Below are 15,980 nucleotides of genomic sequence, written 5' to 3'. Positions count from 1 at the left end.
GGTTTTAGTTTATGGTATAAATTCCCCAGTTGATACTCTTTTCATAATCGGTCACGCCGTGTTTTTTATTTTCCGAACTATTGATGAGATAGTATTTGTCATTTTCTTTTTCAATTTTCCATTTCGTTGGTTCGGTTGGTTTTCCGGCTTCAACAAAAATTGGATTTTTATCTGCAAAATGTACTAAAACTCCTTTTGCCTGACTATTGCTGATAGCGGCTTTGGACAAATCACTCTTAAACAAATAGATTGTATTATCCGATTTAACTTTTACAACAGTATAATCTCCTTTGCTTATATACAATTCATATTGTGCCGAATGAAGCGCTTTTCCCTGATAAGTAAATGAATAGGTTCCGTTTTTTTTATAGATATACAGATAAAACACCCCATTTCTATGCGTTAAAGGATAAAGTTTGTCAGTTGACATATCATTCAAAGAAAAAGCACTGTAATAATCTTTGGTATAGGTTGTGAAGAGCCGTAGGTTTTTGCCGTCCTCGATGATTTCGTAATGTATCGGTTGGTTTATTCTACTATTATCCTGATAAAAATAGACAGTGGCATCGTTTATCTTTCTAACATATAAACTTAAATTCTCATTATAAGACGCCGTTATCTTGTCTTTTGAATAATCCTTTTCTATGCTTTGTCCCGACGTATTTGAGCCTGTTTTTGTGGTTTTTTTTAATGTGTTATTGTTAATATCTAAATGAACAAAAACTGCTTTTACATATAAATCGTTTATAGAGGTATAAAGATTTTCTGCCGTTTTTCTTACAGCTTCGTCTTTATGGTTTTTATCCATTTTTAATGTACCATATTTATCGTTCAGTACGATTTCATTTATTTTTATCTTTAAACCATCATCTTCAAACGAGTATTCTATTTTAGATTGTAAACTTTCATCTGCCCCTTTTATAATCCAGTTACCAACAAATAGATAATCTGATTTTTTCTCCATTTTTGTAAAAGTTATTTTTTCTCCATTTGTACGGTTGAAAAAGTCATTGGCTTTTTGCAAAGCCGTTTCTTTGGTGTATTTGCCGTTATAATATCGGGTTTCGGTGGTTTGCTCCAAAGTATTTGAGCTTGCTGTTGTGGTGGTGGTTTGCTTGGAAGTGGTATTGTTTTTTATCTCTAAATATTTAAAAAGGTCTAAAATGAAGTTTTCGATTGCGACATTGTGTAAATTTCTCATTTCTCCTTTTGGATGATTTTTAGAAATAACCTGCGAACCAACCATAAGATATTTGAGCTTTACGGTTAAGCTCTTATCTCCAATTAAATAGTCTAATGCTATGACAATATTTCCTTGTGACGATTTAATAGTCCAGGTACCGGAGAGAAAGTCCTGCTTTTCTTCGAGTTTCAAAAACGTAGCACCGGCTTTATTTTTGATGTTGATGTAACTGTTTATTTTGTGTAAAACGACTTCTTTACTACTCAATCCATTGTCGTAATCATATCGTCCGTTATAATATCGGGTTTCGGTGGTTTGCTCCGAAGTATTTGAGCTTGTTGTTTTTGTGGTGGCTGGTGTGGTATTAGAAGATGATGATTTTTGCGTTTGGATTTTGTCTGTGGCAGGGTTGAACAAACGTGCTTTATAGAATTTTTTATCTACCGAGTTTTCATAATCAGGTAATATGTATTCTGTTCCTCCTTCAACGGCAACAATTAAATCTTGTGTTTTTGAATTTGCCAGATAACCCGAAATACTTTTAAGGTTTAAAGCCAAACCATTTTTAAAAACATAAATACCATTTTTATTATTTATTGTAGCATACCAAAAATCAGGGATAGATTTCCCAACAATGGCAACTGTTTTTCCATTTGAAATTTTAGGTATATTCTCAAAAGCGTAAGCACTACCCGTTTTTTGATGGACGCTAACAAAACTACTCAATGTTTCTGTGTAATTTATTGTTTTCCAATCATTTTCATCTTCTCCTTTATTTCCTTTTTCTACAACGCCAATGTACTTTCCATTGTACAAAAGGATGTTTTCTACACCAGAAATGAGTATTTCTACCGGAATTTTTTGCCCAACTTTATTGGTTTTCAGAAAAGCATTTCGGGCAATGTAATAGGTTTTTGCCAATGGTTCGTAAAACACATAATCATCAATCAATCTTGCTATCATTTGTTTTTCTAATTCTTTACCATTGAAAAACGGATGAGGTATCAATGGAGCATTGGCAACTCTTCCTTCAGTTAAATCTATTAATTGAACCGTAATAGCACTTAAACCTTTGTCATAGTCGGAATAATAAATGATATTTCTTACCGTAGGTTTTAGTGGTTTACCGGTATATTGGTTGAGCAATGTTTTGTTGGTTGCTGCATCTATTGTAGTCATAGAAACCCAGTTGCCTTTAGCATCAAACGTATATTCGTATTTTAAAGTTCCTCCGCTTGATTTTTGTAAAATCCTCAATCCGTTTTTATAATGATGTTCTAATTCGGATGTTTTTCCGTCAAATGTATTCAATTCTGTAATGATGAGTAAATCGCCTTGATTTTTATAGCTGTATTGCGAAGTTTCGTATTTGTGATTTGCTTTTATCAGTCGGTTTTTGTTGTCGTATTCGTAAATGCTCCCAGAAGAGTTTATCAAATTTCCTTTGCTGTCGTATTGGTAAGTACGTGCTGTTCCCTTTTCATCTGTATATTCAATGATTCTGCCTTGTGCATCTTTTTTTAGCTTCTCATTTCCTCTATAAGAAAACCATTTTCCATCTCGTGTGAAATAATTGAGAATGCTACCTTGCATCACATCTCCTTTCAGGTGTTGGTATTTGAGATCCATACCTTGCGGAACCGGATTCAGCGGAGCATTTATCCAATCAATATTTTGGGCAAATGTGGCAATGCTTGTAAACAGTATAAGCAAAAGTGTGATTGTTGTTTTCATTATATTTATATTTTGGGTGGTTGTTACTTCATTTTTCTTACTTTACTTTCAAAAATCAAATCCATTTCGGTGCTTCCGCTTGTTGTTCCGTCTGCATAAACATATTTGCTAAATATCAATCTTCGTTTGGTGGTTTTATACAATTTGTCTAATTCTAATTGCCTTATCACATCTTTATTTTCGTTTTTTGTTTCGGCAGGAATATCATACACTATTTTCCCGTTTTTTTCTTCCAATAATTTCCCTAAATATTTTTCGTCTTGTTGGTACAATTTTCGTTTATCTAAAGCATATTGTAAGGCATCTTTTTCTACTTCAATTTCAAAATTGTATCGATGGAAATTGTTGTAAAACCTAATGGTATAAATGCTTTTACCCGAAATCATTGCAAACAAATCATCGCCTTCATATACAAAATACCGGGTCTTTTTTTCTCCGTTTTTCAAAGCATCTACTTCGGTTACATAATTTTTTTGATGGTTGAAAGTAGCGGTTAATGTACTTTGCTCATCGGCATATTTTCGTTGAATGGTTTGCACCAATCCGTTATGGTCGTAAGTGAAATGGTCGGCGTAGTTGGTGTATGTTCCATTGGAAATAATTTTACTCAACTTTCCGTTTGCATCATAATGCAGTTTTTGGGTACTGTTAAAATTTTTGTTGGTCGTAAGGGTATTGATACTGTCTAAAACACCATTTTTGTACACATAATTATGAGCCGTTTTACTGGCAAAATTTCCCAATACTTCTATATAATCCTGAATGATAAATCCTTCTTTATTAAAAGATTTTACCAAAACAGTTGTCGGCTCATAACCCAAGCTATCGCTTTTGTAATGTACGGTTTGTAAATGGTCGGGTTGCTTCTGATATCCAAACGATTGCCAATAAGTTTTAGGCGGTGTAAGGTGCTGTGCCGAAGCTGAAAGCCCAACAGCAAGAAATATTAAAGTGATGATTGAGTTACGCACTTTTGTTTTCTTATTGTCAATAGTGTGCGTGAATACTGCGTATTTCATTTTGTTGCTGTTTTAAAGAGTTAGTTCTTGTATTCTATTTCACGCCTCGTTATATCGGTATATTCCCATTTTCCGTTTTTCATTTTGTAGGTTTTTCGTACTATCCAATTGCCCTTTGCATCGTACTCATATTCGTAGCGTTCGGTATCTTTTCCATCTTTTAAGATGCGTTCCAATTGTTGATAATCGTGTTCGTCTCCAAAAATTTCTACTTTTCGGGGTTTGTATTGATATTGGGTTTGTGTGGTTATACCGGTGTTGGTAATATAATGTGCTATTTTTTTTCTGTCGGAGTTGAAGATTAAGCTGTCGGTTTGGTCAAGAAAACTATCAAGATACAGTTTTTTGACCAATTGGTAACTACCGTCATCTTTGCGATATTCCCAATATTTGGTTTGGCTGTTAATCTTGTTTTGTGGAGTATAAACAGTTTCCTGTACAAAATCGTCATCGTTGCCCTCATATTTTACCTCAAAAACATCGGGTTCGGCTACATTCAGCAGGTAGCGTTTTACGCTTATCTTCTCCACATTAAATGAGCCGTTGATATATTGCCATTCTTCTAATGGTTTTAAGGTATTGGGGTTTACAATTTTTACCGATTTCAAAGCATTACCGTTGGGGTTTGCGTAATTTATCTGTACGTCAAAGTCGGCATAACTGTTGTTGTAATTGACGAACTGGTAGTCATTTAGTTGATAGGTATTGTTCCACGAAAGATAGGTTTCATAAACGGGAAACTCCTCGTTTTCGTCAATAGTCAGATATTTCGTGGTTACACTTTTTACCTGCGAAAAGTCTACTAAATCTGCATTGTTTTTAAATTCCCAATCGGCAGGATAGTACGGAATGTAGTTTTGGGAAAAGGCGAGGTTGGCAACTACGCAACCCAATATAGTCAGTATGTTTTTTGCTGTTTTACGCATCTTTGTTTTTATATTGCCAATGGTGTGCGTGAATACTTTGTATTTCATTTGTTTGTTTTTTCGGTGTTCAAATAATTTTGATAGGCTTGCTTACAAAAATCCAATACGGCTTTTTCGTCTTTGGCAGTGTACATTTTATCCGAAGTTTTGATACTGCGTAGTGTGATGTTTAGTGTCGGGCTGGGTTTGTAATAACCGTGTCTGTATTCTATCCGAGCTACCCACAAATCGCCATCGTACAAATATTCCATCGTGTAGGTATTCATTACTTTGGGTGTCTTTCCTGCTTCGGTTTCGTAGTGTACCTGCATTTTTTCGGCATCGCCTTTTTTATTGTAGTCGAATGAGGTCAACTGTTCTTTAGTCGGAACTTTACCGGGTTCGGTAAATTCAATCTTCTTTACCATTTTGTACTGTTTATTGTTCTCATAGATAATATCCGACACGAGCTTATCGCCTTTGAACTTCTTAGTGCGGTATGCTTTTGTTCCGTCGTATTCGATTTGCTTTTCCCGCTCTCCCTTTGCATTGTAAAAACTTTTGCCTCGCAGTTCTCCCGCTTCGTTAAAAAAAGCGATGGTTCGCAACATATCGCCGTTTTGGTCTTTGCGTATGTAAGTGGTTTTGTAGCTTTCCTTTTCGATGGTGTGGGTTGATGAGCCGGAAATTGGACCTTCCGCCGTGCCAACGAGGTAATCTACTTTTACCAATTCTCCTTTCTCATCGTAGTGATAGGTGTCTTGGCTACCAATTTTGGCGGTAAACATTTCTTTTAACTGGACGAGCTGTCCCTTGCCGTTGAAGCGGTACTCCTTTGCATTGGTTTGGGTAAAGGTGTGCTTTTCCGCATCGTAAGTGCCTTTAATTTCCAATGCCATTTCGGTGTTTTCGGGAAAATCGAAATCTTTGGGTGCGGTGCTTTCCTGTGCGGTGGCTGTAAAGCCGAGGGAAAGAAGCAATACTATTGCGGCATGTTTGATTGTTGCTTTACGCACTTTTGCTTTTGTTTTGTCAATGGTGTGTGTGAATACTTTGTATTTCATTGTACAATACTTTTAATGGTGTAAAGTAAAGGTTTTGGCTGATGTCGTTCAATAGGGCATATGCACCATTTTTTGAGAGAACTCACCACGCCACAGAGTTCACAGAGAAAAACCTTTGTGCTCTTTGTGCCTTTGTGGTTTTGAAAAAAAAACCGTAAAGTAGCAAAAGATGTAAAGAAAACAAACCGTTTTTCCATTGTAATGTGAAATTGAATGGTAGAGAAAAGTGTATAGAAACGAATTTAAGTATTTGGGAAAGTGCAAGCTGCACAAAAAAAAGCGTGGATAATAAACACCTTTGAACGCTATCAACGCCAACAAATAAAGTGGAATTTAGGTATCAGGTTGTAAAACAAACACTATTGCTGAATATTATTTTACCATTTGGTATTTTTTAAATAATTTTTAGCTTCAGGATTGAGAATGTCTATAATCAATACTCTACGTACAGGAGCGAAATAACGTAAAAATAGTGCAGCCGCTTCGGGTTCTTCAAAAAACACCAATTCATCTACTATATCCGCATAAGCATTGGTTTTGGCTTGTTCGTTTTCTCCAAATTGATTGCGTGTTAATTCATCAACCATTTGAACAGTAAGATTCAATTCATCAGGTTTTTTATTAATAGTGCTGAAAATCATTTGCGTTTTTGCACTCATATAATTCTCTTTGGAATAGAGATTTTGTGTGTGCAATCCAAATACCATCAATATTTCAGATTGTGGCAAATCAAAGTCAATGGGTTTGTAAACCGTTTCATTGAAGAAGTGTTGTGCTTTTCCCGTACCATTGCAATAGGGGCAAGTTTCTGTACTGTATTGACCTGTAAAATAGCTTACTTCTTTGGTTTTGTACACTGGTGTAATAGATGAAGTATTGTACTCTCTGTTGTAATAAACACCTTTTGTAACTTGCCGTATATGAGAAAATTCGTTGTAGGCTACATAAGCTTCCTTCTTGGTTCCATAAATCGGCTTCTTCACTTCTTTCGGGCAACTTTGATTGGTGGTATAACTGTTTTTGGTTTGGTAATAGACGAGTTCTTTTTTACCATCAATATATTGCCATTGTTGGATTTTATCTTCGGTATTGTAGTCACTTTTTATTCTCAAAACACCTTTTGATTTATCTACTATGGCTACAAATTCTCGATCTATAGATGGCAAATAAATAGTAACCTTTTCGGGCATTCCACTCAGATATTGAGATTCTGGAAATAATATTTTTCTGCCTTTGTCATACTTGGAATACAAAATGCCTGGATAATTTGTAGCCGACCAAAAGTCAATATCTTTTGGCTGGTTTTGCGCATTGATGGTGCGGCCTTGCAACAGTCTGTTTTGTTTGAAATAACCAAACATCGCATGTACACTTTGTTCTGTGATTTGTATCTCTCGATATTTGCCTTCTGATGTCGGTTTAAATGTGTTGGTAACGGTTGCATAATAACCCATTCCATGCAACACACTATTTTTAAATTGACCCACAAATACCTGCACTTCATCGGCCACCGCATTTTTAGATTTTTGGTTCATAAGCAAGCCGTAACCACTAAAGTTTGTGTTGTTTTTGGGTTGGATATTCACCATCGCCAATTCGCTCATAAACTCGTTGGAAACCGGATTTTCTTTTTCTTTGAGATGTAACTTTATTCGTGGTAAATCTGAAATAATTTTATAGTCCCGATTAAAGTCTTGATGCAATCTTTCTACATCGGGTTTTTCACTGTAATTGGCAGGAATAGTCCAGTCAATATTGCCATCTACAATTAATGTCCAAGCACATTTTTTATTTTTGGTGTCTTCCATAAACAATACCGATCCATTGCCAAATTCTTTTAAAGTGGGCAACATAAAGCCAGTAAAAATCAAACCATCGCCTGTATAATAGCTACCCGCTTCCAAATAACCAACATAATAATCGCCTCCTCCCAAAACAATTGTTGAGGGTTTTTCTGCATACGGAGAAATGATGGGTTCTGAAAATCCACTGGTAGAATAAGTGCCTAACTCATCTGATGTTGTTACATTTTTTTTGAAATCGGAAGTGTACAAATCCAGTAAAATTTGATTGCTTTTATTGCGAACTACAGTGTGTATGAAATCGCCTTCTTGAACGCTTGTTTGTGGTAGTTTGTGGAGTTTGATATATTCCTGAAACTCTCGATTAAATAAGAAATAATCGCTTTTTATTAACCGATAATTTTCTTGTGCATAAAGGTTTGAAAAGCTAAGTGTAGCGATAATAAAACTCAAAAAAGCAACGATTTGTTTGAAAAGGTAATTCATTTTAATTGTTTTTCAGCATTAGATAGATAGCCAACACACATTTTCAGCAATAGAAAAGGTAAGGCGATAAGTGCCGAGCCCCAGCGGTTTTCGGGCGTGAAAATGTTCGGATATTCTTTGACGACAAAGAACATCACGACACCGCCAACGATGATAGAGATGTGCAGTACAATGGTATTGGGATTGAAAGCACCGAAGTAAATTTGTAGCGGTTGCCGGGTTTTGTGCAAATAGATGCGTTCGAGCAATACGAATATCAGGTTGAGGTTGAAAAACCAGTTATGAAATACCAAAACCCGCATATTGGCAATGATAATCTCCGTACTGTCCGTGCCCGCAATAAAACCGAAGATGACCACAATAAACACCCAATAAATCCCCATCAGAAACAAACTGCTTCCAAAATCCGTAGCGTGTCCGTCTTCATATACCGCATTTGGATTTCGTTTGTAGCAAAACCTATCCACGAACAAGCGTACAAGCTCATTCCACCAAAAGAAATAGATAAGGTAAAAAACGGTGGTCTGTCCGCTCAATACCGACAATAAGGTTAGCACCGTAAAAGTGATAAAATCCCATTGACGGTAATGCTGTGCCTGTTGCGTTAGGGTAGAAAAGAATTGTTTCATTTTGATATTGCTACAATTTATTCAGTTCCTGTTTGGCTTCTTCATCGCCCTGGTCGGCAGCGAGCTTCAGCCAATATTTTGCTTTTTCCAAATCGGGAGCTACGCCAATGCCTGTTTTGTACATCAGTCCCAGATTGAACTGTGCACTGGCGTGTCCGCCGTTGGCGGCTTTGGTGTAATGTTTGATAGCTTTGGCATAGTCTTTCGTTACGCCCCTACCCTCGATGTACATATTCCCGATGCTGTAATCGGCCCTTACAAAGCCCTGTTCCGAAGCCATTTCAAAATACTTGCGGGCTTTGATAAAATCCTGCTTCAAACCTTGCCCGGCTTCATAAATGCTTGCGATGTTAAATTGTGCAAGGTCATAGCCTTTGTCTGCTGCCAGCTGATAGTATTCCCTTGCCTTTACGAAATCCTGTGTTATGCCGTAACCTCTGTCGTAGAATACGCCGATATTGTAAATGGCGGGCAGATAATCTGCCGTAGCGGCTTTTTCAAACCATTGTAACGCAAGGCGGTAATCTTGCAATACGCCTGTTCCATTGAAAAAGCATTGGGCAAGGTTGTAGGCGGCGAGGTAATAATCATTCGCCGCTTTTTGGTAATAGCTGAATGCTTTTTGTCCGTTTTGCAGAACACCGTTGCCAAACTCGTACAATACGCCCATTTGGTTGGTTGCCATTGCATTGTTGTTCTCGGCAGATTTTTCAAGATAAGCCAGTGCCGTCTGCATATTTTTCTCTACACCAAAACCGTTCATATAGGCTACGCCCGTATAATATTGAGCCGGTGGGTAATCCATATCAGCAGATTTTTTCAGTAGCGATACGCCTTTGCTACGGTCTGCGGGAGTGCCCCTGCCGTTGAAATAGCACAAGCCGAGGTTATAAATGGCTACCACAAAGCCTTGTTCGGCAGAAGCGGTATAGAGTTGAAAAGCCTTATCGTAGTTATGCTGTCCGTCCACCATACCGTTTTGGTAATATACGCCCATATTGTTTTGGGCTTCGGCGTGTCCGTTTTTGGCGGAACATTCCATCCAATGTACCGCCTGCTTGAAATCGTCCTGCTCCAGATAACGCATCGCCAGTTTGAACTGTGCCGTTACCACACCTTTGTTTGCCAAAACCACAAGGCTGTCCGTACTTTGTGCCGAAACGGCAAAAACGGTAAAGAATGTGATGATAAGTAGGATTGATTTTTTCATTTTTGAATGGGTTTCTATTTTCAATTACCATTTTAAATCATAAGTGAGTAGCTTTACCTCGCCCACTATGGAGCCTGATACCCCGGATACGCCACTGTTTAAATTTGTAATAAGATGAATGCCGTTTTCGGTAGGCGTGAACCAACCGCCCGGCAATTGCTGTCCTCCGATAGTTTTCGCCACAGGTTCGCTTTTCCCAATGAGATGCAATTTGTTTGTGTTGAAATCGTAAACACTCACTTCTGTAATGTTGTAGGTATTTAATGGTCGTGTGCCAGAAAGTAAGAATAATTTATCATCAGAAATCTGTGAATATATATTTCCGCCACTTAATCCTTTTACAAGTGGTTTGGTTGAATTTTTGCCTGTTATGATTTCTACATTACCATCAATAAGTATATACTGTCCTTTGTAAGGTAGTACATTGCAAACAGATAATCCATTTATCAATTCATAGTTTTTTGTGGTGTATAGATGACTGAAAACAGTATCGTTTAAGGTATAGAATTTATAGGAATAGTTATTGTCTTTTTCATAAATTCTAAATAAGAATTCGTTATTTATTCCGGGAAGGATATGGAAGGTTGTCCAGTTTTCAGAGTTCTCTAAATCATCAATCAATAAATCCCATTTTTTTGTTGTATTGTTCCAAAGATATAAATCAATAGGTTCATACCTGTTCCTGTATGTAGCCAAAAGCAATGTGTTGTTTGAACTTACAATTTTTACACCTGAAACAGAATTGTTGTTAATTGGCTGTTCGTATATTTTCCATTGTTGCAAGTCGCTGTCAAATACTTGCGTGGTAATTTCAAACGTGTTCCAAACACCTACATTTACAATAAGATTATCGGTATATGCTAAATTAATGTTGTAACCTGAATTAACGCAATTTACCCAATCACTTCCGTTAAACTCGCAAATTGAACCTTTAACCTGATAGCCCGTATTGTAAATTTGATGATGATAGGTTTTGCCACCAACTTCCATAACAGCACCTACGGTTTTTCGATGGCTTCCTACACGTTGATTGATTGGTAGCGATGTGTCCATATCCCAATCTTGCTCGTGAACTATGGTAACAATAGCCTCTGTGTCAGGATTGCCGTCTAAATCTTTTTCATCATCTTTGCTACACGAGGTAAGCGATAGCCCAACAAATAATGCCGGAACTATCCATTTTGTTATGTTGGTTATTTTCATCATTTCTGAAATTGGGGTTTATTTGAAAAACTTGCTTTTAAACTCACTGACGTGATGCTTCAAAAAAGTGTCAATGGCTAATTCTACTCCTTTTTCGTATTTATCGGCATCGGCAGGAACAATTGCTGCTTTGGATGTGGCTTTGTTTTTTGCAGAATATACTCTTCCAAATGCGGTGCTTGTCCCCCAATTGTCGTAATCGGAAGCTACATAATTGGTTATTTTTTCTTCTTTGATAACGCCATCAATGTCCAAATCTTTGTTCAGAACTCCTTGATATTCGCCCAAAGGCGAACCGCCGATTTTGTTTCGCCCCACTATAAAATGTGCAATCGTATTGTTGTCCGACAAGACCAAATTTGTTTTGGCTACTACATTTGCCCCGATACCACTTTTGTTAGAGCCTCTTGTTTTAACAAATTCCACATACAAATCAATGCGGGCAACAGCCGCATCGTTAAGCTCTTTAGAAAGTTTTGTGGTATTCGTACTTGAACCTTTTTCGTTGTAAAAAAATCCGACGTTTTGCGGATGGACAGTAACAGCACCTTCCATTGTGTTTGATGGGGACATAGTCAGGTTTGTACTGTATTTATATCCTTTATAAAAATCGGTGTTTTTTGCCTCATCTCCCTGCATTATATTAAATCCATTCGCCTTTAAATCTGCTATAAATTTAGCATACGCATCATTCGTAATGTTTTGAAGTGTTTCCTGCGAAATATCCAAACCTACTGCAAGCGAGGCTTTTGCTGCACCCATCACTTTCCCATATATTCCCGAGCCTCCCTCTTTAGAAGCAGATTTCTCGCTATACACTTGATAGTGCACCGCAAAATCGGCGATATATAAATTTTTGTTGTCGAATTTTGGTCTTTCCAAACTTTTAGGACCGGCTTTCCCCGGCTTAAAATCTCCCAAACTCTGGGCACTCACGGTAAATATTCCCATCAAAAGTGCCATTGTAATGATTAGTCTTGCTTTCATAACATTATCCTTTATTGTTGATACAGCAATATTACCCATAAGGGCTATGCCGTAAAATAGGGCAGATGCACCATTTTTTGTCGTGGGTGCAATCTTTACTTTTGGGGCACAAAAACGGCAAAGCGGATAGCTTGCACAAGAAGCGTATTAACAAATTTCAATAGTATAATGACAGGATATTACAAGAAAGCCTTTAATGAATTAGAAAATCAGATGAATGAACTGCTCTTTGAACAGGAAAATCAATTAACATCCTAAGAGCAGGTAATTGAAGTTATTTTGCTGAAGATGACCAAGCTAAAAGAATATGTGCTCAAAACAGGTTTTAAAAACACACAGGAGGAAATATATTTTTTTTAGCATATCAAGCCACAATTTATTGCAAAGCTGATATATTATAATGCTGTCTATAAATTAGAAAGCAAAAATCCAAATGAATCAAAGTCGGCAAAGAAGTATATTAACAACGAATTGAAGAAGCTCAAAAAGTTGTTTGACAATAACCTTGAATTTTACAAATATTACCGTACCAATAATACCTTTATTGATGACCAACTGTTTGTTAGGGGAAAGAATGATATCATATTGAATTTGGATACCTTTTATTTTGAAACAGACCATTCTTTTTCTACCATTGGCGATTATAAATCTGGTAAGATACTGGCGAACGATTTAATACCAATGATACGGCTGTTTAGCTATTTCCACGCTTCTTCTTCGATTGTAATTATTTTCATCGCATTGCTCCTTAATGTTTACAATGCAAAATTCCCCAAGGTGGTAGTATTTGTCTGCCAACCCTCGCCTATTGGTTTGGTAGTTTTTTGATTTTTTTTTGCAATTTATGGAAACCCTTGTTTAATATGGGTTTTAGCGTGTTGGGGATATTTTGTAATGGAGTTTTGCTACCCTTTGCCAATTGGCATACATTGGCAAAGGGTGCAAACAAAAAAGCAGTCCACTTTTGATGCACTGCCTTGAACAAAAGACCAGGATTAATTTAAAGGTCTTTATCCATATATTCTTCGAGCGAAATTTTGAGTTGGTCTAAAAATGCAGTTCGAGAGCCTGCTCTTTTCTTCATTCTGTGGAAAGAGTGATGAATATCATTCAATGGTGTTTGGAACAGCACCTGAAAAATCAAGGCTAATTTTCGGATGCCTATTTTTCCGTAGGCGATGGAATTTGAAGCATAGAGGTCGTAAATCAGTTCAATGAGTACATTTTGTGAATTAGTCCAATAAATATCCCTGTTTGTATCTCCGTTTATCATAATCATATCGGGATTTTTTTTCGGGGCTTATTTTTGTAATCATATAAGTATAGAGTAATTCATTGGCTATAATATAAGCTATTTTGTTATCGTAATACGTTGAAAAACTAAGGTCGATTTCAAATACGCCACTCTTTAACCCATCGTGGTAATTGATTTGCCCCAGCCTGAAATATATATCGTCACGGTCTGTCCTGTCCGCACGATAATACCTGTAAAAGTCCTCATTGCAGATACTCTCTTTATATTCTCATTTGAGCGTTTTCAAGAGGTTTTCAAAGTAGCTCTGATGAATTTCTCCGTTGCTCACAGGACAGGTTGTTTCAATACGGAAAACTTTGTTGTAGTAGATGAGTTTCCCTAAAATTTGAGGTTTGATATTCTTAAAGAAATCAATCTCCTGTCGTTTATCTATAAAGCCATCTTGTAGTACTTTGGCTTTGATAGTTCCCAACATTTCATTTAAGTACAAGGTCAGGTATGCCTCATCTCCTGTTCGCATCATTTGGGAAGAAAGTTTGTCTTCCTGATGCCGAATTTGCGATAATATTTTGTTCAACACGATTTCCATAGCATAGTCTTTTAGAAGTTAGCACTATTTGTTTCGGAGATACAACTAATATTGATACGCCAAAATTTGGAAATAATATTGAAACCAATCCCACAGATTACCCCCAATGGGGGAATTTTTTTTATGCATACCGGACGAAAAAAAGGGTAAAACAGTAGTGTGCTTTACCCTTTAATTTATTACATTTGCATTAATGATTTACAAGGTAATCAAGTGAAAGCAAATGCAATAAGCACCATTACTAAATCGTTACCGATAGCACTTTCGGTTCTTGTAAACTACTCTTTATTAGCTGATTTCAGCTTTTCTAATCTTTTTTTTTAAAAAAAACTGGAAAATTTGATAAAAAAACTAACCTTTAGGAAGTCTGTTTTCTCTATTTTCTAACAACTTCACGTACTCATTAGCTGCTACAAAACCTAAATCTTGAGCCTTTTTAAAATATTTATAAGCGATATTACCATTGCGCTCCAAATAATAAACCATTCCTAAATCAAAATTTGCTTTACCATAATAATTTGGAATAAAACGTTCAGCATTTTCAACCTTTAATGCTGAAACTAAGAAGTGTTTAGCCTTTTTATAATCGTGCTGTTGTAAATAAACAGAACCTAAACTCAGATTTGCGGGTTCAAAACCCAACTCCAACGATTCGTTAAGCAAGGCAGTTGCGGTCGATAAATCGTTCTTAAGAATAGAAGAATTAGCTTTTTCAAACAAACCCCTTCCCTTTTCAAAATCTTCAAAATTATTGCCATCCTTAAATATATGATAGCCTACAAAAACTAAAAATGCGGCTAAAAAAATGATTCTAAAGAAAGACCAATTCCATTTATTTGGTTTATTTAAGGATGGCATACTATCTATTTAAACTAAAACTAGGCAAAGATAAAATCCAGAAAATAAATTTTGGTTGTTATAAAGTCATGTAATTTAATTTATATGGATATTTTTCTTCCTTATGCTTCTTATCCTACATCAATAAAAAAAAACTTTATTAACTGTAAATTTGTATAAACAATAAAGGAAAAAACATGAAAAAATTCATAGAAAAAATTGTTACCAATCCGGGTCAACCTCACATGGTTGGAGATGGATTTAGAGTATTCAATTATATTCCTGGCGCAGGCATTTCTCAAGAAAGAATTAGCCCATTTTTAATGTTAGATTATAATCCGGCTTATGATTTTGGTCCTTCAAAACAACCTAAAGGTGTTGGCGTACATCCGCACAAAGGATTCGAAACTGTAACCATTGCTTATAAAGGTTCGGTTGCCCATCACGATAGTAGTGGTAGCAGCGGAATTATTAACCCTGGTGATGTACAATGGATGACTGCCGGAAGAGGAATCTTACATAAAGAATACCATGAAGAAAATTTCGCTAAAACAGGCGGATTATTCGAAATGGTACAATTATGGGTAAATCTTCCTAAAAAAGATAAATCTGTAGATCCACATTACCAAGAAATTACCGCTGCTTCTATGGGGCAAGTACAGTTAGAAAATAATGGTGGTGTAGTAAAAATTATTGCTGGAAGCCTAAATGGAGCTAACGGACCAGCAAATACATATACCCCTATTAATTTATGGAATCTTCACTTAAATAATGGTGGACAATTTACCACCTCTATAACTGCAGAACACAATACAAGTTTATTGATTTTAGAAGGAGAAATTGAGGTAAATGGTGAGTTAGCAAAACAACATAACTTTGTTTTATTTGCCAATCAAGGTGATGAAATAACCATAAAAGCCAATAAAGACAGTTTGGTCCTATTAATGAGTGGCGAACCTATAGAAGAGCCAATAGTAAGTTATGGACCGTTTGTAATGAATACTTACGAAGAAATCCAAGAAGCTATAGACGAATATAATTCAGGAAAATTTGGGGTATTAGCCCACTAAAAATAAA

13 protein-coding genes and 1 pseudogene are annotated in these 15,980 nt (G+C 36.3%); 2 read left to right on the top strand and 12 right to left on the bottom strand.

Annotated features, from left to right (window positions below; all coding sequences use genetic code 11):
• Positions 1–4 precede the first annotated feature (4 nt).
• The 9 genes from VRU49_RS08010 to VRU49_RS07970 form a co-directional block, all read right to left on the bottom strand.
• Positions 5–2,917, bottom strand: coding sequence for an RHS repeat domain-containing protein (locus VRU49_RS08010; RefSeq protein WP_330146259.1), 2,913 nt, complete (start codon positions 2,915–2,917; stop codon positions 5–7).
• A 23-nt stretch (positions 2,918–2,940) separates the two neighbouring features.
• Positions 2,941–3,936, bottom strand: a complete 996-nt coding sequence (locus tag VRU49_RS08005) for a hypothetical protein (protein ID WP_330146258.1) — start codon at positions 3,934–3,936, stop codon at positions 2,941–2,943.
• Between the two features lie 20 nt (positions 3,937–3,956).
• The gene (locus VRU49_RS08000) at positions 3,957–4,862 is read right to left on the bottom strand and encodes a hypothetical protein (RefSeq protein WP_330146257.1); all 906 of its coding nucleotides are present in this window, start codon (positions 4,860–4,862) and stop codon (positions 3,957–3,959) included.
• 44 nt (positions 4,863–4,906) lie between these two features.
• Positions 4,907–5,905: a hypothetical protein gene (locus tag VRU49_RS07995; RefSeq protein ID WP_330146256.1), complete on the bottom strand. Its 999-nt coding sequence runs from the start codon at positions 5,903–5,905 to the stop codon at positions 4,907–4,909.
• A 377-nt stretch (positions 5,906–6,282) separates the two neighbouring features.
• On the bottom strand, positions 6,283–8,193 hold the full coding sequence (locus tag VRU49_RS07990; protein ID WP_330146255.1) for a hypothetical protein: 1,911 nt from the start codon (positions 8,191–8,193) through the stop codon (positions 6,283–6,285).
• Positions 8,190–8,822 carry a hypothetical protein gene (locus tag VRU49_RS07985; protein WP_330146254.1) on the bottom strand — a complete coding sequence of 211 codons (633 nt, stop codon included), beginning with the start codon at positions 8,820–8,822 and terminating at the stop codon, positions 8,190–8,192. Before VRU49_RS07985 ends, VRU49_RS07990 begins: the two co-directional genes overlap by 4 nt.
• A gap of 10 nt (positions 8,823–8,832) precedes the next feature.
• Positions 8,833–10,056 carry a tetratricopeptide repeat protein gene (locus VRU49_RS07980; RefSeq protein ID WP_330146253.1) on the bottom strand — a complete coding sequence of 408 codons (1,224 nt, stop codon included), beginning with the start codon at positions 10,054–10,056 and terminating at the stop codon, positions 8,833–8,835.
• Positions 10,057–11,238: a hypothetical protein gene (locus tag VRU49_RS07975; RefSeq protein WP_330146252.1), complete on the bottom strand. Its 1,182-nt coding sequence runs from the start codon at positions 11,236–11,238 to the stop codon at positions 10,057–10,059.
• Positions 11,239–11,253: 15 nt separating this feature from the next.
• Positions 11,254–12,222 carry a hypothetical protein gene (locus VRU49_RS07970; RefSeq protein ID WP_330146251.1) on the bottom strand — a complete coding sequence of 323 codons (969 nt, stop codon included), beginning with the start codon at positions 12,220–12,222 and terminating at the stop codon, positions 11,254–11,256.
• Positions 12,223–12,585: 363 nt separating this feature from the next.
• On the opposite strand from VRU49_RS07970, the gene VRU49_RS07965 reads away from it, so the two are divergent.
• Positions 12,586–13,050, top strand: a complete 465-nt coding sequence (locus VRU49_RS07965; RefSeq protein WP_330146922.1) for an RteC domain-containing protein — start codon at positions 12,586–12,588, stop codon at positions 13,048–13,050.
• A 172-nt stretch (positions 13,051–13,222) separates the two neighbouring features.
• Here the strand turns inward: VRU49_RS07965 and VRU49_RS11495 are convergent, their stop codons facing one another.
• From VRU49_RS11495 to VRU49_RS07955, 3 genes and pseudogenes are all read right to left on the bottom strand, one after another.
• Positions 13,223–13,495: an RteC domain-containing protein gene (locus tag VRU49_RS11495; protein ID WP_488803432.1), complete on the bottom strand. Its 273-nt coding sequence runs from the start codon at positions 13,493–13,495 to the stop codon at positions 13,223–13,225.
• A pseudogene (locus VRU49_RS07960) lies at positions 13,455–13,952 on the bottom strand (RteC domain-containing protein). Before VRU49_RS07960 ends, VRU49_RS11495 begins: the two are co-directional and overlap by 41 nt.
• 465 nt (positions 13,953–14,417) lie before the next feature.
• On the bottom strand, positions 14,418–14,924 hold the full coding sequence (locus VRU49_RS07955; protein ID WP_330146250.1) for a tetratricopeptide repeat protein: 507 nt from the start codon (positions 14,922–14,924) through the stop codon (positions 14,418–14,420).
• Between the two features lie 176 nt (positions 14,925–15,100).
• Between VRU49_RS07955 and VRU49_RS07950 the strand changes: the two genes are divergently transcribed.
• Positions 15,101–15,973 carry a pirin family protein gene (locus VRU49_RS07950; protein WP_330146249.1) on the top strand — a complete coding sequence of 291 codons (873 nt, stop codon included), beginning with the start codon at positions 15,101–15,103 and terminating at the stop codon, positions 15,971–15,973.
• The last annotated feature ends 7 nt before the right edge of the window (positions 15,974–15,980 follow it).

The sequence above is a fragment of the Pedobacter flavus genome (assembly GCF_036324285.1).
GTDB lineage: Bacteria > Bacteroidota > Bacteroidia > Sphingobacteriales > Sphingobacteriaceae > Pedobacter > Pedobacter flavus.
The sequence above is the reverse complement of the archived record's forward strand: the minus strand, read 5'-3'. Positions and strand labels throughout refer to the sequence as shown.